Source organism: Mesorhizobium sp. M1423, from assembly GCF_040317575.1.
GTDB lineage: Bacteria > Pseudomonadota > Alphaproteobacteria > Rhizobiales > Rhizobiaceae > Mesorhizobium.
Genome location: NZ_JAMYKU010000033.1, coordinates 28,384 through 49,437 on the forward strand (window position 1 = coordinate 28,384; position 21,054 = coordinate 49,437).

At 64.1% G+C, this 21,054-nt stretch carries 10 protein-coding genes; 1 reads left to right on the forward strand and 9 read right to left on the reverse strand.

Annotated features, from left to right (window positions below):
- Positions 1-93: 93 nt before the first annotated feature.
- Positions 94-1,152 (forward strand): D-TA family PLP-dependent enzyme, encoded by a 1,059-nt coding sequence (locus NKG95_RS29385; RefSeq protein ID WP_353043248.1) that lies wholly within the window; start codon positions 94-96, stop codon positions 1,150-1,152.
- A 242-nt stretch (positions 1,153-1,394) separates the two neighbouring features.
- On the opposite strand, the gene NKG95_RS29390 is transcribed toward NKG95_RS29385, so the two are convergent.
- From NKG95_RS29390 to hutI, 9 genes are all read right to left on the reverse strand, one after another.
- Positions 1,395-2,159: a heme ABC transporter permease gene (locus tag NKG95_RS29390; protein ID WP_353043249.1), complete on the reverse strand. Its 765-nt coding sequence runs from the start codon at positions 2,157-2,159 to the stop codon at positions 1,395-1,397.
- Positions 2,160-2,422: 263 nt separating this feature from the next.
- Positions 2,423-3,085, reverse strand: a complete 663-nt coding sequence (locus NKG95_RS29395; RefSeq protein WP_353043250.1) for a glutathione S-transferase family protein — start codon at positions 3,083-3,085, stop codon at positions 2,423-2,425.
- 592 nt (positions 3,086-3,677) lie between these two features.
- Positions 3,678-5,447 carry a glucan ABC transporter ATP-binding protein/ permease gene (locus NKG95_RS29400; protein ID WP_353043251.1) on the reverse strand — a complete coding sequence of 590 codons (1,770 nt, stop codon included), beginning with the start codon at positions 5,445-5,447 and terminating at the stop codon, positions 3,678-3,680.
- Positions 5,448-5,811: 364 nt separating this feature from the next.
- Entirely contained in the window at positions 5,812-14,382 is an 8,571-nt protein-coding gene (locus NKG95_RS29405) for a glycoside hydrolase family 94 protein (protein ID WP_353043252.1), read from the reverse strand.
- A 268-nt stretch (positions 14,383-14,650) separates the two neighbouring features.
- A complete protein-coding gene (locus NKG95_RS29410) occupies positions 14,651-15,238 on the reverse strand; it encodes a HutD/Ves family protein (RefSeq protein ID WP_353043253.1) in 588 nt (195 codons plus the stop codon).
- Between the two features lie 8 nt (positions 15,239-15,246).
- A complete protein-coding gene (gene hutU, locus NKG95_RS29415) occupies positions 15,247-16,917 on the reverse strand; it encodes a urocanate hydratase (RefSeq protein WP_353043254.1) in 1,671 nt (556 codons plus the stop codon).
- Between the two features lie 32 nt (positions 16,918-16,949).
- The gene (gene hutG, locus NKG95_RS29420) at positions 16,950-17,759 is read right to left on the reverse strand and encodes an N-formylglutamate deformylase (protein ID WP_353043255.1); all 810 of its coding nucleotides are present in this window, start codon (positions 17,757-17,759) and stop codon (positions 16,950-16,952) included.
- A 490-nt stretch (positions 17,760-18,249) separates the two neighbouring features.
- Positions 18,250-19,785, reverse strand: a complete 1,536-nt coding sequence (gene hutH, locus NKG95_RS29425) for a histidine ammonia-lyase (RefSeq protein WP_353043256.1) — start codon at positions 19,783-19,785, stop codon at positions 18,250-18,252.
- Positions 19,782-21,017, reverse strand: coding sequence for an imidazolonepropionase (gene hutI / locus NKG95_RS29430; protein ID WP_353043257.1), 1,236 nt, complete (start codon positions 21,015-21,017; stop codon positions 19,782-19,784). The genes hutH and hutI overlap by 4 nt, the downstream gene beginning before the upstream one ends.
- Between the last annotated feature and the right edge of the window lie 37 nt (positions 21,018-21,054).

Consider the following 21,054-nt stretch of genomic DNA (forward strand, 5'->3'; position numbering starts at 1 on the left):
CAATTCGGTGTCGATGCAAACTGCTGTCGCTGGCCCCATGACATGCGGTCCGATCAGGGCCATAAGGTCAACCAATTTTCCGATGGTGAGACCATGCGCAGCATAGACGACCTCGATACGCCGGCGATCCTGATCGATGCCGGCCGCGCCGAAGCCAACATCGCGCGGGCGCAGGCCCATGCCGACCGGCACGGGCTGAAACTCCGGCCGCACATCAAGACCCACAAACTGCCCTACTGGGCAAAAAAGCAGATCGCGGCCGGCGCCGTCGGCATCACTTGCCAGAAGATCGGCGAGGCCGAAATCATGGCCGACGCCGGCCTGACCGACATCTTTCTGCCCTACAATATCCTCGGGCGGGCGAAGCTGGAGCGCCTCAAGGCGCTGCACGGCCGCGTAACACTGTCGGTGACAACGGACAGCATGGACACGCTGATGGGACTTGCCGCCACCTTTACCGATCCCGGCCACCGCCTGCCGGTGCTGGTCGAATGCGACACCGGCATGGGCCGCTGCGGTGTGCAGTCGGCCGGCGAGGCAGTCGCGCTGGCGAGCGAGATCGACAAGGTCCGGGGGCTCGTCTTCGGCGGCTTGATGACCTACCCGGGGGCGGGCCGCGCTGCAGAGACCGAGGCGTGGCTCGCCGATGCGCAGCAAGCACTTGCCGCATCCGGCCTTGCCTGCGAGCGTATCTCCAGCGGCGGCACGCCCGACATGTGGCGCTCGGGCGAGCATTCCGTCGTCACCGAATACCGCCCAGGCACCTACATCTATCTCGACCGCTACCAGGTCGCCAAAGGCGTCGGCAGCCTCGACGATTGCGCGCTGACGGTGCTGTCGACGGTGGTCAGCCGTCCAACGCCGACACGCGCCATCCTCGACGCCGGCAGCAAGGCCCTGTCCAGCGACACGCTGGGGCTCGCCGATTTCGGCGAGCTGCTAGGCGTTGCGGGCGCAAGGGTGACCAGCCTCAGCGAAGAGCACGGCAATGTCACGCTTTCGGGCGGCGCCGAGCTTGGCATCGGCGAGCGCGTGCGCGTCGTGCCCGACCATTGCTGCGTCGTCACCAATCTGTTCGACGAGGTGCATCTGATTGAAGGCGAGAAAGTGATCGAGACGCTGCCGGTCAAGGCGCGCGGGCGTATGGGGTGAACCAGCCCGGAGCGCGTGCGGAGGCTTTAATGTATAGAATTTTCCGGACGCCGGAGGGACAGCACCCCCCTCTGTCCTGCCGGACATCTCCCCCGTAAGGGGGGAGATTGGCAGCTCCGCCGCCCGCACCCACTTTGATACGTTGGTAATTGGCGAAAGCAGAAGCAACATCCGATCTCCCCCCTTGCGGGGGAGATGTCCGGCAGGACAGAGGGGGGTGGGAAGAAACTCGACGGATAAGATCAGCCGGGTTGCCGTTCAGCTTGCCTTGCCGCGACCCGGCGCATCGAAATGACGCGGCGGCGCCAGATCTCGGTGCGCATCGCCGTTAGGTGCAGCGCGAAGAACAGCACTGTGAAGCCGAGCGCCATCACCAGCAACGGCCACAACAGGCTTGGATCGATGGTCGGCCCGCCAAGCCGGAACACCGAAGCCGGCTGATGCAGCGTGTTCCACCAGTCGACCGAAAATTTGATGATCGGAATGTTGATGAAGCCGACCAGGGTGATGATGGCGGCGGCCCAGGCGGCGCGCCCGGCATCGTCGAGCGCTCGGGTCAGCGCGATGATGCCGAGATACATCAGGAACAGGATGAAGACCGAGGTCAGCCGCGCGTCCCACACCCACCAGGTGCCCCACATCGGCTTGCCCCAGATCGAACCGGTGATCAGCGCAAGGGCGGTGAAGACGGCGCCGATGGGTGCCGCCGATTTCAGCGCCACGTCGGCCAGCGGATGGCGCCAGACCAGCGTGCCAAGCGCCGAGACCGCCATCAGCGTGTAGCACATCATGGCAAGCCAGGCGAAAGGCACGTGGATATACATGATGCGCACGGTGATGCCTTGCTGGAAATCCTCAGGCGCCGTGAAGCTCATATAGAGACCGACAGTGAGGATGATGGCGGCCACGCTCGCCAACCACGGCACTACCTTGTCGACCAGCCCGACGAACCGCGTCGGGTTGGCAAGGTCCATCCAGCCGGAGAGGCGTGAAGTCGTGTCGCTCATGCGGCTTTACATAGACCGCCGGCGGAGTTGCGGCAACCACGGCGCCGGCGGTCTCTCCTTCTTCCCTTTGTGGGAGAAGGTGGATCGGCGCGTGGCTCCGAGTCGGATGACGGCTCATGTCGAGCCTGAATCAGTACTCATCGCAATATGAAAGCCGCCAGTCGGTAAACAACCCGATCGGGGTGTTTGATCGCGCCGAAGTTGACGCCAAAAGCGGTCAAGCTGGAAGCGTCGAGGATTGGTCAAACGCTCGGCGGCAGACTTCAAAGCTGCTGTGGGCTGTTGGTTGATGGGGCGTTGATCGCAAATTGCGAGGCGAAAGCCCGGATATAGGCGGGCCGTGCTTCCCCGCGCGCAACATAGGCAGCCACGTTTTGATATTCGTCCAAAATGCCTGACATTCTTAGTCGCAGCAGCACCGATACCATCAATAGATCGCCCGCGCTGAACGCATCATCGAGCCAGTCGGCGACGCCTAAGTGAGCCGAGAGTTTGTCCAGCCGAGCGCGAACACGGTCCTTCACCAACGGCAAGCGCTCCTCGCTCCAAGGCTTGTCACCTTCGAATATTCTTGCCGTCGTTAATTCCAGGATCGGCGGCTCGACGGTGTTAAGTGCGGCAAACATCCACGTGATTGCGCGCGCGCGGGCATCGCGATCCTTCGGCAGCAGGCCCGCATGCTGCTCGGCAAGATGAAAGACGATCGAGCCGGTCTCGAACAGCGAGAGAGAACCTTCCTCATAGGTGGGGATCTGGCCGAAAGGATGGATTGCCAGATGGTCAGGCGCCTTCATCTCTGCGAAGGAAACAAGACGAACCTCATAAGGCTGACCCACTTCTTCGAGCGCCCAGCGAACGCGCGTATCGCGCGCCAGTCCCTTGCCGCCATCGGGCGATCGTTCAAATGCTGTAATAGTGATTGTCATCGCATCCGTTTCTTTGCTTGGGCGAATTTCTTCGGCTTCCTATCGTGAGACGAATGAGCCTCCCCGAAATCGACATCGGTCTTGAACTATTTCATTGCTGGGCGCCGCTCCCGATCAGAGGTCGTGATAGCGCGATGGCCAATTCGGCGAGGCTGCGCGTAGGGGCTGCCTTGTTCCATCGACCGCTTTTGCGAACTTGCGCCCTGAAAGCAGACCGAGGGCCTTCCGGTGATTTACGGATTCACATCCTGATCTGCAGTGCGCCTACATCTCCATTTTTGGATGCAGATTTGCGCCAAGCTGGAGATGCGGGATCTGGACGCCGTCTGCGACACAATTCGCCTACGTCCGCGATGAGAGCTTGCAGCCGTGGCGGTGACGCGGTCTCCTCCCCTGTGGGAGAAGGTGGATCGGCGCGTAGCGCCGAGCCGGATGAGGGGTGTTGGACGGAGTGAGGCGCCAATGATCCAATCTGCCGTGCGCCGAAGTCCGGATTTTGGATGAAGATTTGCGCCAAGCTGGAGCACCCCTCATCCGACCTCGCTTCGCGAGGCCGCCTTCTCCCACAAGGGGAGAAGGCAAGGCGTGCCACTCAGGCGGCTTCGTTCACCGGATGGCTGAGGCGGCGAACCTCCTCGTCGTTGAGCAGGCCGCCAGCACGCAGCAGGCTGGCGAAGCGGCCGTTGCGCAGCGACAGTTCGGTGAACCCGCCCATCTCGACCACCCGGCCCTTGTCCATGAACACGACCAGATCGGCATCGCGAACGGTGGTCAGGCGGTGGGCGATGATGAAGGTGGTGCGGCCGCGCCGCAATTCGTCGATGGCGTCCTTGACGCGGTCTTCCGTCTCGACGTCGAGCGCGCTGGTCGCCTCGTCGAGAACCAGGATGGGCGCGTCCTTCAGCACGGCGCGGGCAATCGCGATGCGCTGGCGCTCGCCACCGGACAGCTGTCCGCCGCGTTCGCCGACGACCGTGTCGTAGCCTTCGCTCTTCGACAGGATGAAATCCTGCGCGGCGGCGGCGTTGGCAGCGGCATGGACCTCGTCATAGGTCGCCTCCGCACGGCCGACGCGGATGTTGTCCTCGATCGAGCGGTTGAGCAGGCCGGCATCCTGGAACACGGTGGCGATCGAATGGCGCAGCGACTTGCGGGTCACCGTGCGGGTGTCGATGCCATCGATCAGGATACGGCCGCCGGACGGCGTGAAGACGCGCTGCAGAAGGTTGATGAGCGTCGTCTTGCCGGCGCCCGTCGGGCCGACGATGGCGACGGTCTGGCCGGCCTGGACCTCGAACGACGCGTCGTCGACTCCCTGCCCGGAATTGCCGAACTCGAAGCAGACATTCTCGAAACGCACATGACCCGTGACGTTGACGAGGTCGCGCAGCCCGTCGGGCTCGGCGGCATCGGAAGCGGAGTCCTCGAGATGATAGAATTCCTCGAGCTTGGCGCGTGCCTCGGAAATCTGGTTGGCGAAAGCCGACATCTGGTCGAGCCGGGCAATCAGCAGCGTGGCAAAGCCGGTAAAGGCGATCACGTCACCGATGCGCAACTGGCCGTGCGTCACCAGATAGGCGCCAATCAAGAGCACCACCATCATCGAAATCGTCGACGACAGCCGGTGCAGCGCGTTGGCCATCGCCCACCAGTCGAGCACCGGATTTTGTGCGTCGAGCAGGTTCTTGACGTAGCGCTTCAGCGCCTCGGTCTCGTGGCCGATGCGGTTGTAGCTCTGCAGGACAGCGACGTTGCTGACCGAGTCGGTCACATGCGCAAACACCTTGTGGTAGTGCCGCTCCACCGCCGCCTGGCCTTCCTTGGTGCGCCGCATCACCAGCCGTCCGATGCCGACATAGAGCGCGCCAAGCGCCAGCAGCACCATCGACATGCGGATATCCATGCTGAGCGCCGTGGGCACCAGCAGAACCAGCGCGACCGCGGTCGACAGATGCTGCCGCATGAATTCGAGCCAGAGGCTGAACAGGGTCTCGACCGCGCGCAGGAGCGTGTGCAGGGAATTGGAGGTGCCGCGCTGATGATGCCAGGCGAGCGGCATGGTGATCACGCGCTCGAACGACTGGCAAAGAACCTCGCTGCGCCGCTTATGGGCAAAGCGATCGGCGCCGCGCGCCACCAGCACGAAGGCGATGATGTTGAACGCGCCGAGGCCGGCCCACATCGCCAGCGTCGAGAATACCGAGCCGCGGTCCGAAATGGCATCGATCACCCGGCCGAACATGATCGGCTCGAGAATGGCGATAATGGCAAGCGCGACATTCGCCCCGCAGATAAACGCAACGCGTTTCCTGTCGGCAGCGAGATAACCAAGGGCTCGCCAGTAGATTTGCAGAAGTGACACTTCAGCTACTCCGCCAATTATTTATGGTGCAGTGCGTCATTTTTTGACTCGTATCGGTTGACGCGTCGCAAAACAATGCTCGTCTACCTCTTCCGTTCCCATTCCGCGAACAAAAGATGACGACGCTTCGAAATTTGCCGTGATCGTCTAACAGTTTGAGATAAAAGGTGAAATGTCAGCGTTGCGGCAAAATCATGGCAGCCGGAAAGCACTGCCACAATTTTAATCAGCAAGACCCCGGGCACGAGGTCTAAAGTCGTGTGCAGGCATTCAGCAAGGTCAAACGCAAATATAACCGGTAGAGGCACTTGGAGCGCCCGTGCGTTCCCTGGGGAAGCGCAAGGGACGCTCCAAGCCCTTGAATCTAGGCCGGTATTCTGACGATCACCTCGGCATTGTCTCCGGCTTTTGGCTCGAAGGACGAAGATTTGGTCTTCGTGCCATTCACTTCAAGTGAGATGGCCCGGGCCTTTTTGTCGCGGACGACGCGTACCTTGATCTCGGCGCCCAGCATCTTCAGGGTCGCCGAATAACCGTCCCAATGGCTGGGAAGTCTCGGCGTGAATTGAATGCGCTGTCCGCGACGCTCTATGCCGAGAATGCTCTCGACCGCCGCGCGATAGAGCCAGCCCGCCGACCCGGTATACCAGGTCCAGCCGCCGCGGCCGCCCTTGTCCTGCCCGGAATAAACGTCGGCCGCGACGACGTAGGGTTCCACCCGGTAGCGCTCTGCCGCGGCTTCATCGAGTGCATGGTTGACCGGATTGAGCATCGAAAGGCAACGGTAGGCATCGTCGGTGCGACCCATCTCGGCGAGCGCAATGACGAACCATGTCGCCGCGTGGGTGTATTGGCCGCCGTTTTCACGGACCCCCGGCGGATAGCTCTTGATGTAGCCCGGGTCCTTTTCCGTCCTCGAGAACGGCGGGGTGAACAGCTTGACGATCTTGAGCTCGTCGTCGACGAGCGTTTTCAGCGCCTGTCCCATTGCCGTCGTCGACCGCGCCGGGTCGCCCTCGCCCGAAAGCACGCTCCAGGACTGGGCGATCGAGTCGATCTTGCACTCGTCCGATTTGCGCGAGCCGAGCGGCGTGCCGTCGTCGAAGCTGCCGCGCCGATACCACTCGCCATCCCAGGCGGTGCTTTCCAGCGCCCGCTTCAGCATCTCGGCGTGCTTTGTCCAGGCCTGCGCGCGCTTGGCATCGCTCTGCGCCTTGGCGACAGCGGCAAAGTCGCCCAGCGTCTTCAGCAGGAACCAGCCCAGCCACACGCTCTCGCCCTTGCCGTGCTCGCCGACGCGGTTCATGCCGTCGTTCCAGTCGCCGCCGAGGATCAGCGGCAGCCCGGCTGGGCTGCTGCGCTTGACGGCAAGATCGAGCGCCCGCGCGCAATGGTCATAGAGCGAGGCTGTCTTCTTCGAGATTTCCGGGATGAAGAAAGCATCGTGCTCGCCTTCGCCCAGCGCCTGCCCCTCGATGAAGGGCAATTGCTCCTTCAGGATCGCGGTATCGCCCGTCACCAGCAGGTAACGCGCCGTGGCGTGGGCCAGCCAGACCACGTCGTCCGAGATCATGGTGCGAACGCCTGCCTCTGTGCGCGGCAGCCACCAATGCTGCACGTCGCCTTCGGGAAATTGCCGCCGCGCCGCATTGAGGATCTGATCACGCGCCAGCTTGGGGTCATGCGCCAGCAAGGCCAAGGTGTCCTGCAGTTGATCGCGGAAGCCGAAGGCACCGCTTGCCTGATAGAACGCAGAGCGGGCACGGATGCGGCAGGCCAGGCTCTGATAGGGCAGCCAGTGATTGACCATGGCGTCGAGTGCCTTGTCCGGCGTCTCGACCTGGATGGTGTCGAGAAAGCCGCGCCATGTGCGCTCGTTGTCGGCCAGCCGCTGATCGAAGTCCCTGGAGCGATGGGTCTGCACCAGCGCGCTGGCCTCCTCGGGCGAGGCCGCGTCGCCGAGCAGCCAGAGCAGCGTGACGTCGCCGCCGGCAGCGATGTCGATGTCGCGTGCGATGGCCGCGCAGGGATCGTCGCCGGCCTCGACACGGCCCGACAGGCCGGCGCCGCTCAGCACGGCATGCGGAAACTCGCTGGTGCCCAGCCTGCCGATGAATTCGCCGCGGTCGGCGGTAACCGAATGCACCGCACCGTCGGCGGCCAGAAAGGCGATCCGTTCGCCAAAATCGAGCCCATAGGGATTTTGCGCCAGCAGAGCGCCGGTCGCGGCATCCCGGGACGGAACGATGCTTGCCGCGGTGCGCGAACGATGGCCGCCAAGAACCCATTCGGCATAGGCGTAGACGCGTAGCCGCATCGGCGCCGAACCCGAATTCTGGATGCGCAGCCGCGATATCTTCACCGGATCGACGGGATCGACGACATGGGTCAGGTCCATCGACAGCGGCCCGCGCTTTGAACGGAACGTCGAAAAACCCTGCCCGTGCCAGGTTTCGTAGGTCATTGTCGGGTCACGCACCACGGCAGCCAGCGGCGAGAACGCTTTGCCACTGGCATGATCGTAGATATAGATAGCCTCGCCCGGCCGGTTGGTGACCGGATCGTTCGACCATGGCGTCAACTGATAGTCGCGGCTGTTGCGGCTCCAGGTGAAGGCAGCGCCTTCAGCCGATATGTGGAAACCGAACGATGGGTTGGAGATGACGTTGATCCACGGTTGCGGCGTCGTGCGCCGGCCGGCAAGACGCACGACGTAGTGGCGTCCGCCGCCGTCGAAGCCGCCGAAACCGTTCCATTGGTCGAGCCCGCTGCCGTCGACGCGGGCCCCGACCAGTGCCTGGGCGGCAAACGCTTGCGCCGTCGGCACCGGCAAGGACGGCTCGCGAAGCGCTGCAAGTTCTGCCGGCTGGAGGGCGGCGTCTCGCGCCTGCAGTGCCGCGGCCTCGGCGCGCTCGATCTGGTCGAAGATGGTGCCGTTACGCGTATGCAGCACCACCCGGGCGACGGCGAGCAAAGTCCTGTAGGTCGTTTCCTCCATCAGATCGCGGCGCACCGCGAAGATGTGCTGGCGGGGTCCAAGCTCCTTGCCGCGCAACCGGCTGTTTTCGCACAGCGTCTCGACCGCGCGCTGCAAGTCCTGCACGTATGACGAAGCCTGCTCGTTGACGACAACAAAATCGATCATCATGCCGCGGGCGCGCATGTATTCCTGGAAGCGAAGCGCCTGGGCGACGATCTCCAGATCGGCGACATCGGCGATCCTGACCAGGAAAATCGGAAAATCGCCAGATATGCTGGTCGGCCACAGGCTGGACTGCCTGCCGAGCCCGGAGGCGATGGATTCGCCGGGAAGGCGCAGGAACGGATCGGGATATATCAGGTAGCGCGCCAGCTTCTGCACATTGGCGGCGTCGGACAGGCTGAGGCCGAGGTGACGGGTTTGCACCTGCGAGCGCGTCCAGGCGAGCATCGCCTGGCGGGAGAAGCTTTCGGGATGGTCGAGCCGTGCGATAGCGGCATCCAATTCGGCGCGATCGGCGCCGACGACGGTCCAGAACGTCAGCGAAATCTTCTTGTTGGCCGGCACGCGCACCTGCCGGCGAAGCGAGGCGATCGGATCCAGGGTGAAGCCGGAATGGCCGCCAAGCTTGGCGCCGGGATCAAAGGCAGCCGCGTCCGTGATGGTGCGGCCGCGGCCGATGAAGGTGCGCCTGTCGGTTTCCGCCTCGGCATCACGCGCCGATCCAGACGGATCGGTGACGAAATGCACCATGGTGACATCGGGCTCGTCCTTTTCGCGCTTGCGCCTGGTGGCGAAGATCGCGCCGTTGTTCGGCGCGATCTCGGTTTCCACGAACATCTTCGAAAAGGCCGGATGCGCATTGTCCGAGGGCTCGGAGCCCAGCACCAGTTCGGCATACGAAGTCACTTCGATGTGCCGGTCGGCGGCGCCGTCATTGTAGAGCGTTACCCGCCGGCCCTCGCCATTGCCTTCCGAGATGACGATGCACTCGACCTCCGAACGCAGCGACCCAATCGATTTGACGAAGCTCGCCTTGTCGTCGGAAAACAGCGTCTGCACACGCTCGTCGGCGGCGCGCTTCGGCTCGGCGGTGGCCGACCACCAGTCGCCATTGCTGGCGTCGCGCAGGAAAATGTAGGAACCAAGGCGGTCCTCGGTCGGATCCGGCTGCCAGCGCGTGACGGCAAGTTCGCCCCAGCGGCTGTAGCCCGAGCCAGTGGCGGTAGCCATGACCGAGTAGCGGCCGTTGGACATGACACTGGTCGAGCGCAGCGCCCTGAGCGGATCGAGCACGATGCGCGTATCCGGGCTCTCGAGCTCGGTCTCGTCCTTGGAGCGCTCGTCGGCCTCGGTCCTGACGGTCGCCGTCGGGATGTCGCGCGGCGCCCTTTCCTGCAAGAGCAATTCGGCCGACTCGATCACCGGATCGCTGTGGAAGCGGTCGCGCAGGCGCCCTTCGAAGATCGCATCGGCAACGGCGGCGATCGACATGCCCGAGTGGTGGGCCATGTAGTTCAGCACGACGGCGTGGTCGGTACCCTCGGGGACGCGTTGCGGCGTGAAATCCACCGCGTCGTAAAAGCCATGCCGGCCCAGTGCGCCCAGCCGCCTCAGCCTGGCCAAGTTCTGCACGGATTCATGCGGCGTGAACTGCGCTGCCAGCACGGTCGCGTAGGGCGCGATCACCGTGTTTTGGCCAAGGCCGCGCTTCAGCCCGAGCCCGGGCACGCCGAAATTGGTGTACTGATAGGTCAGTTCGCGGTCGCGGGCGTTGTAGGCCGCTTCCGAAATCCCCCAGGGAACGTTCTTCGACCGGCCATACTGGATCTGGCGCTTGATGATGAGCTTGCTGGTCTGGTTGAGAATGCTGCCTTGCGGCTCCTTCATCACCAGCGGCGGCATCAGATACTCGAACATCGAGCCGGACCAGGACATCAGCGCGCCCTGGAAGCCGATCTCGACGATCGGCCGGCCGAGCCGGAACCAGTGCTCGGTCGGCAAATCGCCCTTGGCGATGGCGAACAGGCTGGTCAGCCGCGCTTCGGAGGCCAAAAGGTCGTAGCAGCTTTCGTCGAGCTGATGCTCTTCGACCCGGTAACCGATCGACAAGAGCTTGCGTTCGGGCCGCATCAGGAACGAGAAATCCATCTCGAAGGCGAAACGGCGCGTGCGCTCGCGCAAGGTCAGAAGCTTAGCCCGCAATGCCGCGACGGCGTTTTCGTCGCTGTGCGCGTCGTGGACATGCGCCTCGCAGGTGGCTTCGAGCCTGGCCGCCCAATCGGCGATGGTGTCGCTCTGGGTCGATGCGGCCTCGGTGTGGATGGCTGTCGCGAGCTTGCGTATCTCGCCGGCCAGGACGGCCAGGTTGATAGTGCGGATCGACGCCATCTCCGGCTGCGCCTTGATCAATTCCACCGCCCGCCGCATGCCGTCGAGACGGTCGGCGAGCCGCTGGCGCAAGGGCCGCAATTGACGGCGGTCGTCGGGCAACTCCTCAAGGCTTTCGTCGAGGATGGTGACGGTGTCGAGGATGCCTTCGAAGTCGCCCTGCACATGCACCGACGGCGCTTCCGCCCATTCGGCGCAGGCAGCGGCCACGGCCACCAGATGGCCGGCGAGATTGCCGCTGTCGACGGCAGAAATGTACAGCGGATAGAGCGGCTTCAACGTCGTGGTGTCGTACCAGTTGAAGAGATGGCCGCGATCGCGCGGCATGCTCTCGATGGTCGACATGGTCGCGTCGATGCGGTTGACGGCGTCGGAGAGGCTGATCCAGCCGAAATCGCGTGCCGAAATCACGGACAGCAGGTAGACGCCGATATTGGTCGGCGAGGTGCGGGGCGCCACCACGGGGGCCGGGCTTTCCTGGAAATTGTCCGGCGGCAGATGGTGATGCTCGGCCGTCACGAAGGTCTCGAAATAGTGCCATGTACGCCGCGCCACCGTGCGCAGCGCGTGGATATCGGCGGCCGATATGCGCAGGCGGTCCTCGGTTTCGGCCGAACGGCTGATCCAGCAGGCGATGGCGGGCGAGCCGATCCAGAACAAGGCGAAGAAGAAGGCGACGAAGGCGCCGGTGGAATCGGCCAGTACCGGCACAGCGAGGCCGACGACGCCGATGATCACCGCACCGTACATGATGCTGTAGTAGGAGCCGAGATCGTTGTCGCCGCCCTTGTGTGCCTGCGAGGCGGTGCGCCATTCGAGCAGGTTCTGGCGGCTGACGAACAGGCGGTAGAGCGTGCGGATGATCGCGTCGCCCATCATCCAGGCAAGATGCGCCATCAGCACGATCTTCAGCGCCACCAGGGCGGTACCGAAGGCAACGTCGCGCGCCAATGCCGAGAAATGGCCGCGCGGCGTCTGGTCGCCGCTCTTCGGCAGGATGGCGTTGACGATGTCGAAAGTGGGCGCCATGAACAGCGTGAGGATCAGCAGCGCCTGCCATTGCGCCGCCTGCGTGAATGGCAGCAGCGTCCAGCCGGCGATCGCGGCCATCACCCAGAAGATCGGCGTCACCGAGCGGCGCAGATTGTCCACCATCTTCCAACGCGACAGCGCCGGCACGTTTGAGCGCGGGCCGAGGATGAAGCCCAGAAGCTGCCAGTCGCCGCGTGCCCAGCGATGGTGGCGCGATGCGTCGACCGAATAGCGGGTCGGATAGTCCTCGACCAGTTCGACGTCAGTGACCAAGGCCGATCGCGCCAGCGCGCCTTCGAGCAGGTCGTGGCTGAGGATGGTGTTTTCCTCGATACGGCCCTTCAGCGCCGCCTCGAAGGCATCGACATGGTAGAGACCCTTGCCGGTGAAGGAACCGTCGCCGAAGATGTCCTGGTAGAGGTCCGACACGGCAAAGACGTACGGATCGAGCCCGCGATTGGCGGAAAAGACACGCTGGAAGAACGACGCCTCGTCGCCGCTGGTCAGCGACGCGGTGATGCGCGGCTGCAGGATGGAATAGCCGGCCGTGACCTCGCGCCGGGCCGCGTCGAAATGCGGACGGTTGAGCGGGTGGCAAAGCTTGCCGGCCAGCGCAGCGACGGCGTCGCGGGTGGTGCGGGTGTCGGCGTCCAGCGTCATCACGTGGACGACGCTCTCCGGCAAGGGCACTTCCAACGGCAGGAAGGTGGTGTCGCTGTCGCCGCGCAGCAAGAGGTTCAATTCGTGCAGCTTGCCGCGCTTGCGCTCCCAGCCCATCCAGACGCCTTGCGAGGCGTTGTAGAGCCGGCGCCGATGCAGCAGATAAAAGCGCGGCGCGCCATCCGAGGGATAGCGGGCGTTCAGTCGGGCGATTTCGGCGCGGGCGAATTCGAGGATTTCGACATCCGCCGTATCGATCTCGGTCTTCGAGTCCGGCCAGTCGGAAAGCAGCGCGAAATGGATCTCGCCCGCCGTGTTGGCGAGGTGATGCACTTCGATGTTGCGGATGTTCTCCTCGACGTCGTCGCGCGAGCCGATCAGCGACGGCACCACCACCAGCGTCCGTGCCTCGGGCGGTACACCATGCCTGAAATCATAGCCGATGAGACGCGTCGGCTTCAAAAACAGCGAGACGACGGTGTTGAAGAATGCGAGCGCGCCTTCGCTGGCCGGCACCGCGAACAGGGCCAGCATCAGGACGATCGACGGCACTGACAGGCCGAGATTGGCGAGCGCATTGCCGGAGACGACCAGAAGCAGGACCGTCAGCGCAAACACCGGCACGACGATGCCCAGCCATCCGGTCTTGCGGAACGTCCGGTTGATCGTCTTGCCGATGGTAGGCCGGTAGCCGATCGACCGCTCCAGTTCCATCCGGCGCGGACCGACCAGAAAGAAGCCGACGTCGGTGTGAGCGATCGGACCGGTTTCGGAGCCCGGCGCATCGGCAGCATGGCCGGCGAGTTCAATCGCCCGTTCGGCAACGCGAAATTCGGAAAGATCGGAACGGCGTGCCAGCTCCTCGATCGCAGTCCGGTATTGGTCGCGCGAAAAGAAATCGAGCGCCGCGAAATCGGTGCGCTCGCGCAGCAAAGTGTCGATGCGGCTGACGCCCTCGAACCACACCGTCCAGTCGATGTCATTGATGAGGCGCAGGCCGCGGATGATGTTGCCGGTGGTCACATTGCCGCTGGACAGCGTGCGGTGCTCGCTGAGGATGATTTCCTCGGCGTCGGAGCCCGTCCTTTCCAGCTCGCCCTCCAGCCATTCCAGCGCCCTGCCGGCATTTTGCGAGCCGTCGCGCAGCCGGTAGAGCAACTGGGTTGCGAAGGTGGTGTCCTGCGCATGGGCGCTGTAGCCGGAAAGTATCGTCTGCCGGTCGGCGCTGTCGTCCGTCGCCAGCACACGGTCGGCGACCTCGTTGGCGATCTGGCGCAACTCCCGCGTGCGATTGACGCGCACCGCGATCCGGCGAAGATTCTCGATCAGGACAAAGCGCAGCAGCGACGGCAGCGCCCATAGTTCGCCGATCTTCAGCGGCTCGACGGACTGGAAGCCTTCGACGATCGCCTTGAACATGGCCGACGAGACGGAACTGTCGGAATGCGCGACATAGGTCCATGCGACCGCCAACGCGCGCGGCACGCTGGATCCGTCGGACAGTTTCAGCGTCGGCAACTGGCGATAGAAGCGGCGCGGCAGGTCGCGCTTGACCTGGAAAATGGTCTCCTCGACCAGGTAGTTGTTGTCGAGCAGCCACTGTGCCGCGGGCGTGATCGTTTCGCCCCTCGCCTGGGCAGCGTTGGTGGAACGGTAGACATCGAGAATCTTCCTGGCGCTGTCGCGGATGCGCGCCTGAAAATCGAAAGGCGTCAGCCCGAACAAATCCTTGGCATCGCCATTGGCAAGGGCTGCGCCCAACGCGCGCAGCCGATCTTCCGTCAGGAAATGGGAGCGTATCGGCTCGTCGGTGACAGCCGGGAAGCTGGCGCTCGTCTTTTCGATCTGTGCGAGATTGGTCTGGATATTCATCTAAGGTTCCGTGTTGGGGACGCAGTGCGGCGTCACCGCCACGGCAATGTCCCTAAAACCGGTCCAAATGCAATTGGTTGCATCGCAACACTTGGCCGAATGTTTGTTTCCGCACCACGACAAGGTGTCGTCTTTCGACAACTTCCAGGCGAGCGCCTCCGAGCATCGTTTCGGCTTCTGATCGGCGGAAGATTCAGGCTTTTTCGTGATGCAGGGACCAGCTTACGCGATATTTGGCCGGCGTCGCGATCATGTTTGGAAACAAGCGTTAATCGTTGCCGGCAATGCGCTCGATTCGGATCACGAACAGCATCGCCGGCCGGACGGGATCAAGGCGCAGTTCCGGCGCTTGCGGCCCGAGCAACAGCACATCGAGCGGCCCCAGTTGCACGGGCGCCGCGCCGGCCACGCCGAACTCGCCGTCGGGGGAAAGGATGAGTGTTTCATCGGCTCCAGACCGGATTTCCGTCGGAGTCGAAATCAGCAGGCGCTCGACCGTGTGGGTCGCTCGGGCGCGGCGGGTCATGACGTTGAGGTCGGTGATCGGACCGGCGATCAGCGTGGCTTGCGTCGGCACGTCGGCTGGAAAGGCAAGCGGCGCGGAAGCCTTGGTGATTTCGACCGGCGGCCGGCCGGCGATATCGAGGACCATGCCCTCGCCTTCCAGCAAGGCCAAGGTCCGGTCGACGCCGGGAAAGCCGGAAAACGGGCCGCCGCCTTCGACCAGCGCCATCGAGACGCGCCAGTCGAAATCGTCGAGCCCAGCGCCTGGCGGCGAGACGGCAATCTCCGTCGTCACGCCGCCGCCGTTCTTCCACGGCATCGACCGGTATTCCGAGGCCCGAACGATGCGCAAGGCGCGGCTCAGCCCAATATGCCGGGCAGGTTGAGCTGGTTCTCCCTGGCGCACTCGATCGCGATATCGTAACCGGCATCGGCATGGCGCATGACGCCCGTCGCCGGGTCGTTCCACAGAACCCGCTCCAGGCGCTTGGCCGCCTCACGCGTGCCATCGGCAACGATGACCATGCCGGCATGCTGCGAAAAGCCCATGCCGACGCCGCCGCCATGGTGCAGCGACACCCAGGTGGCGCCGGACGCGGTGTTGAGCAAGGCATTGAGCAACGGCCAGTCGGATACCGCATCCGAGCCATCCTTCATCGCCTCCGTCTCGCGGTTCGGCGAGGCGACCGAGCCGGAATCGAGGTGGTCGCGGCCGATGACCACCGGCGCCTTCAGTTCGCCGCTGGCGACCATCTCGTTGAAGGCGAGGCCGAGCCGATGGCGGTCGCCAAGGCCGACCCAGCAGATGCGCGCCGGCAGGCCTTGGAAGGCGATGCGCTCACGCGCCATGTCGAGCCAGTTGTGCAGATGGGTGTTACCAGGGGTCAGCTCGCGCACCTTGGCGTCGGTTCTGTAGATATCCTCGGGATCGCCGGAAAGTGCCGCCCAGCGGAACGGGCCGATGCCGCGGCAAAACAGCGGACGGATATAGGCCGGCACGAAACCCGGGAAGGCAAAGGCATTCTCAAAACCCTCCTCCTTCGCCACCTGGCGGATGTTGTTGCCGTAGTCAAGCGTCGGCACGCCGGCGTTCCAGAACGCCACCATCGCCTCGACATGCTCGCGCATCGACGCGCGGGCAGCTTTTTCAACGGCCTTCGGGTCGCTGGTGCGCTTCTCGCGCCACTCGGCCAGCGACCAGCCCTTAGGCAGATAGCCGTTGAGCGGGTCATGCGCCGAGGTCTGGTCGGTGACGATGTCGGGGCGCACGCCGCGCCGCACCAGTTCCGGCACGATGTCGGCGGTGTTGCCGACCAGGCCGACCGATTTCGCCTCACCGGCTTTGGTCCAGCGCTCGATCTTCTCCAGCGCCTCGTCGAGGGTGTCGGCGCGCTCATCGACATAGCGGGTGCGCAGCCGGAAATCGATGCGGTCGGGATCGCATTCGACCGCCAGGCAGCAGGCGCCGGCCATGACCGCGGCGAGCGGCTGGGCACCGCCCATGCCGCCGAGGCCGCCGGTCAGGATCCATTTGCCTTTGAGATTGCCACCATAGTGCTGACGGCCTGCCTCGACGAAGGTCTCGTAGGTGCCCTGCACGATGCCTTGCGTGCCGATGTAGATCCATGAGCCGGCCGTCATCTGGCCGTACATCATCAGGCCCTTTTTATCGAGCTCGTTGAACTTCTCCCATGTCGCCCAGTGCGGCACGAGATTCGAATTGGCGATCAGCACGCGCGGCGCATCAGGATGGGTGCGGAACACGCCGACCGGCTTGCCGGATTGCACCAGCATCGTCTCGTCGTCGGCAAGCGTCTTCAGCGAGGCAACGATGCGGTCGAAATCGTTCCAGGTGCGCGCCGCCCGGCCGATGCCGCCATAGACGACCAGTTCGTTGGGATTTTCGGCGACGTCCGGATCGAGATTGTTCATCAGCATGCGCAACGGCGCTTCCGTCAGCCAGGTGCGGGCGTTGAGCTCGCTGCCGCGCGGGCTGCGCACTTCACGGATATTGTGGCGAGGATCGGTCATGATTGTCCCTTTCGAGTGAGGTGCGCCGTGCGTCAGCGTTCGGCCCAGGCGATCGCCGTTTCCAGGATCTTTCTCAGCGTGACGCGGATCGGCGCTGCGAATTCGGCGTCGTAAGGCACCGGCCAGTTATCCGGTTCGCCCTTGCCTTCGGGCTCGCGCAGATAGCCACGGTTGGAGAGCTCCATCTGCAGCGCGTGGACGCCGGCTTGCGGCTGGCCGAAATGACGCGTGATCCAGCCGCCCTTGAAGCGGCCGTTGACGACGAAGCTCTCGCCGGTTTCGGCGACAATCTGCGTGACTTTCTCCTGCAGCGCCAGATCGGCGCTCTTGCCGTCATTGGTGCCGAGATTGAAGACCGGCAATTTGCCTTCGAACAGGCGCGGCAGCACCGAACGGATCGAGTGGCAGTCATAGACGACGATCTTCCCGTGCAAAGCGCGCAGCCTGTCGATCTCGGCCTGCAACGCGGCATGATAGGGCACGAAGAATTTTTCGCGGCGTTCGTCGATCTCAGACGGCCCCGGCTCCTCGCCTTCGCGGTAGAGCGGATCGCCGTCGAAGGTCTCGGTCGGGCAGAGCCCAGTCGTCGTCTGGCCGGGATAGAGCGAAACGCCAGACGGATCGCGGTTGACGTCGATGACGGTGCGCGAGATCGCCGTATGCACGATGGTCGCGCCGAGGTCTTCTGCGAAGTCATAGAGCTTGTCGATCCACCAGTCGGCGTCACGGCGGCCGAGCCAGAGCGAGATAAGTCGGTTGTCGAGGCCGGCCAGATCGATACCGGTATGCGGGATCGAAACCAGCAGGGGTGCCGTGCCTCGGGTGACGGTGAGCCAAGTCATGAGAAGTCTCCGCGCGTTGGAGCTCTACGGCGCCCCCCTCTGCCCTGCCGGGCATCTCCCCCACAAGGGGGGAGATTGGCAGCTGCGGCGCCTCGCTCAGTCCTGCAACGTTGGAGATTGGCGAAAGCCAGTGTAACGGCCAATCTCCCCACTCGTGGGGGAGATGCCCGGCAGGACAGAGGGGGGCGCGGCAGAACGCGACCTTGCAATTGTCCGTCAACACCGACCTCGGTTTTTATCGCTCGCAACGTATTTTGTTCTTGCTTTGTGCCGGCAGCTATGCTACTAATATGGGTATGGTGATGATTGTCACCGGCGACCCGCCCTTGAGGCGGGTTTTTTGTTTCTGGCTTTGAAAGTTTCGGTGTTGCCGGGCTGAGGTTGGCGGGACAGCGCCCTCCTCTGCCCTGCCGGGCATCTCCCCCACTTGGGGGGAGATCAGCTGGCGTCGAGGGTTTCGCCAACGTCCGAGCTGTGGCGGCGTACAGTCTCACGACGTCACTCCCGGCAGCTTTACCGCGCTTGCCGCTTCCACCGCCGCGCCGCTGCGTACCAAGGCGATGGCCTTCTCCATGTCGGGATGGAAGTGCCGGTCGTTGTCGAGATGCGGCACCTCTGCCCTGACCAGCCGGCGCACCGCCTCCAGCGCCGCGCTCGAGGCCAGCGGGGCATGGAAATCGCAGCCTTGCGCCGCGGCCAGCAATTCGATGCCGATGACGGCCGTCGCATTCTCGACCATGCCGATGAGCCGGCGCGCGCCATGTGCCGCCATCGAGACGTGGTCTTCCTGGTTGGCCGAGGTCGGGATCGAATCGACGCTGGCCGGATACGCTTTTTGTTTGTTTTCCGAGACGAGCGCCGCGGCTGTCACTTGCGGGATCATGAAACCGGAATTCAGACCCGGCTTGGGCGTCAGAAAGGCCGGCATGCCCGACAGCGCCGGGTCGACCAGCATGGCGATGCGCCGTTCCGACAGCGAGCCGATCTCGCAGACGGCGAGCGCGATCATGTCGGCGGCGAAGGCCACCGGCTCGGCGTGGAAATTTCCGCCAGAAAGCGCTGTGTCGTCCTCGGCAAAGATCAGCGGATTGTCGGTGACGCCATTGGCCTCGGTGCCGAGCGTATCGGCGGCCTGACGCAGCACGCTGAGTGCTGCGCCCATCACCTGCGGCTGGCAGCGCAGGCAGTATGGGTCCTGCACGCGCTCGTCGCCGACGCGGTGCGATTCACGGATGGCGCTGCCGGCCATCAAATTACGCAACGCCTCGGCCGTCTCGATCTGGCCGCGATGTTTCCTGAGCAGATGGATGCGTGGATCGAAGGGCGCGTCGGAGCCCTTGGCGGCATCGGTCGACAGCGCGCCGGCGACCAGTGCCGACTGGTAGAGCACTTCCGCCTCGAACAAAGCTGCCAGCGTATAGGCGGTCGAAAACTGGGTGCCGTTGAGCAGCGCCAGGCCTTCCTTGGCGCCCAATGTCACCGGCTCCAGGCCGTGCGAAACGAAGGCGACCTTGGCGGGAAAGCGACCATGCGGGGTAAAACATTCGCCGACGCCGATCATCACCGCGGTCATGTGCGACAGCGGCGCGAGGTCGCCGGAAGCTCCAACCGAGCCTTGCGCCGGCACCACGGGAATAACGTCGTTGGCCAGCATCGCCTCGAGCAGCTCGATCGTCTGCGGCCGCACGCCGGAGGCGCCCTGGGCCAGGCTGGCCAGCTTCAGCGCCATCATCAGCCGGCAAATTGCCACCGGCATCGGCTCGCCGACGCCGGCGGCATGTGACAGCACGATGTTTCGCTGCAGCGTCTCGAGGTCGGCGGCGGGGATGCGCACGCTGGCCAGCTTGCCGAAGCCGGTGTTGATGCCATAGACCGGCTCGCCCTTGGCAACGATCCTGGCGACGGCCTCGGCGCTGGCCTTGATCTTCGACCGGCAGGCATCGTCGAGCCTCAGTGCGGCGCCGCGATAGATGGCGCGCCAATCGGCCAGCGTGGCATTGCCTGGCCTTAGCTTGAGTTCGGTCATTGTCCCCTCCAGATGCGGGCATGCAGCGGATTGAAGCCCATGCGGTAGACGAGTTCGGCCGGGCGCTCGACGTCCCAGATCGCCAGATCGGCGGATTTTCCGGCTTCCAGCGTGCCGGTCTGTCCAAGCAGCCCGAGCGCGCGGGCAGCCTCGCGCGTAACGCCGGCAAGGCATTCATCGACGGTCAGGCCGAACAATGTCGCCGCCATGTTCATGGTCAGCAGCAGCGAGGTCAGCGGCGAGGTGCCCGGATTGTTATCGGTGGCAACGGCCATCCTGACGCCATGCTGGCGAAACAGGGCGATCGGCGGCTTCTTGGTCTCGCGGATAAAGTAGTAGGCGCCGGGCAAGATGGTCGCCACGGTTCCTGCCTTCGCCATTGCCACCGCACCTGCCTCGTCGGCGTATTCGAGGTGGTCGGCCGATAGCGCACCATAGCGCGCCGCAAGTTCCGCGCCGTGCAGATTGGACAGCTGGTCCGCATGAAGCTTGACCGGCAGGCCCGCCGCCTTGGCCGCATCGAACACGCGAGAAATCTGCTCCGGCCAAAAGGCGATGCCTTCGCAAAAGCCGTCGACGGCATCGGCCAGGCCCTCGGCCGCGACGGCCGGCAAAATCTCGTTGGCGACAAGATCGATAAAGGCGTCCTTGTCACCTTTTGCTTCGGGCGGCAGCGCATGAGCGCCGAGGAAAGTGGTTCTGACCGTCACCGGCCGCTCACCGCCCAGCCGTCGCGCGGCGCGCAGCGACTTCTTCTCGTTTTCGAGGTCGAGACCGTAGCCGGATTTGATCTCGACGGTGGCGACGCCTTCGGCGATCAGCGCGTCGAGGCGTGGCAGCGACTGGGCGACCAGCTCGTCCTCGCTCGCAGCGCGCAGTGCCTTGACCGAGGAAACGATGCCGCCGCCGGCCTTGGCGACCTCCTCATAGGTGGCGCCGGCCAGCCGCATCTCGAATTCATTGGCACGGTTGCCGACATGGACCAGATGGGTGTGGCAGTCGATCAGGCCAGGCGTGATCCAGCGGCCTTCGCAGTCGGTCGCCTCGGCGCCCTCGCGGAGTGCTGCCGGCATGTCGGCTTCCGGCCCGGCATAGAGGATCCGGCCGTTGCGCACGGCGATTGCACCGTGCTCGACGACGCCTAACCCGGCGCTGCTTTCGGCCATGGTCGCGAGGCGCGCATTGCGCCAGAGGCGAACCTCCCCTGCCCGGCTTTTGCTCTCTCCAGCCATCATCTTTTCCATTTCAATCGGGAGTTATTATGTATAT

Coding starts and splice junctions, on each gene's coding strand:
- NKG95_RS29395 (WP_353043250.1), bottom strand. CDS start 3,085: ATGACAATCACTATTACAGCATTTGAACGATCGCCCGATGGCGGCAAG.
- NKG95_RS29405 (WP_353043252.1), bottom strand. CDS start 14,382: ATGAATATCCAGACCAATCTCGCACAGATCGAAAAGACGAGCGCCAGC.
- hutU (WP_353043254.1), bottom strand. CDS start 16,917: ATGACCGATCCTCGCCACAATATCCGTGAAGTGCGCAGCCCGCGCGGC.
- NKG95_RS29385 (WP_353043248.1), top strand. CDS start 94: ATGCGCAGCATAGACGACCTCGATACGCCGGCGATCCTGATCGATGCC.
- hutI (WP_353043257.1), bottom strand. CDS start 21,017: ATGGCTGGAGAGAGCAAAAGCCGGGCAGGGGAGGTTCGCCTCTGGCGC.
- hutG (WP_353043255.1), bottom strand. CDS start 17,759: ATGACTTGGCTCACCGTCACCCGAGGCACGGCACCCCTGCTGGTTTCG.
- hutH (WP_353043256.1), bottom strand. CDS start 19,785: ATGACCGAACTCAAGCTAAGGCCAGGCAATGCCACGCTGGCCGATTGG.
- NKG95_RS29390 (WP_353043249.1), bottom strand. CDS start 2,159: ATGAGCGACACGACTTCACGCCTCTCCGGCTGGATGGACCTTGCCAAC.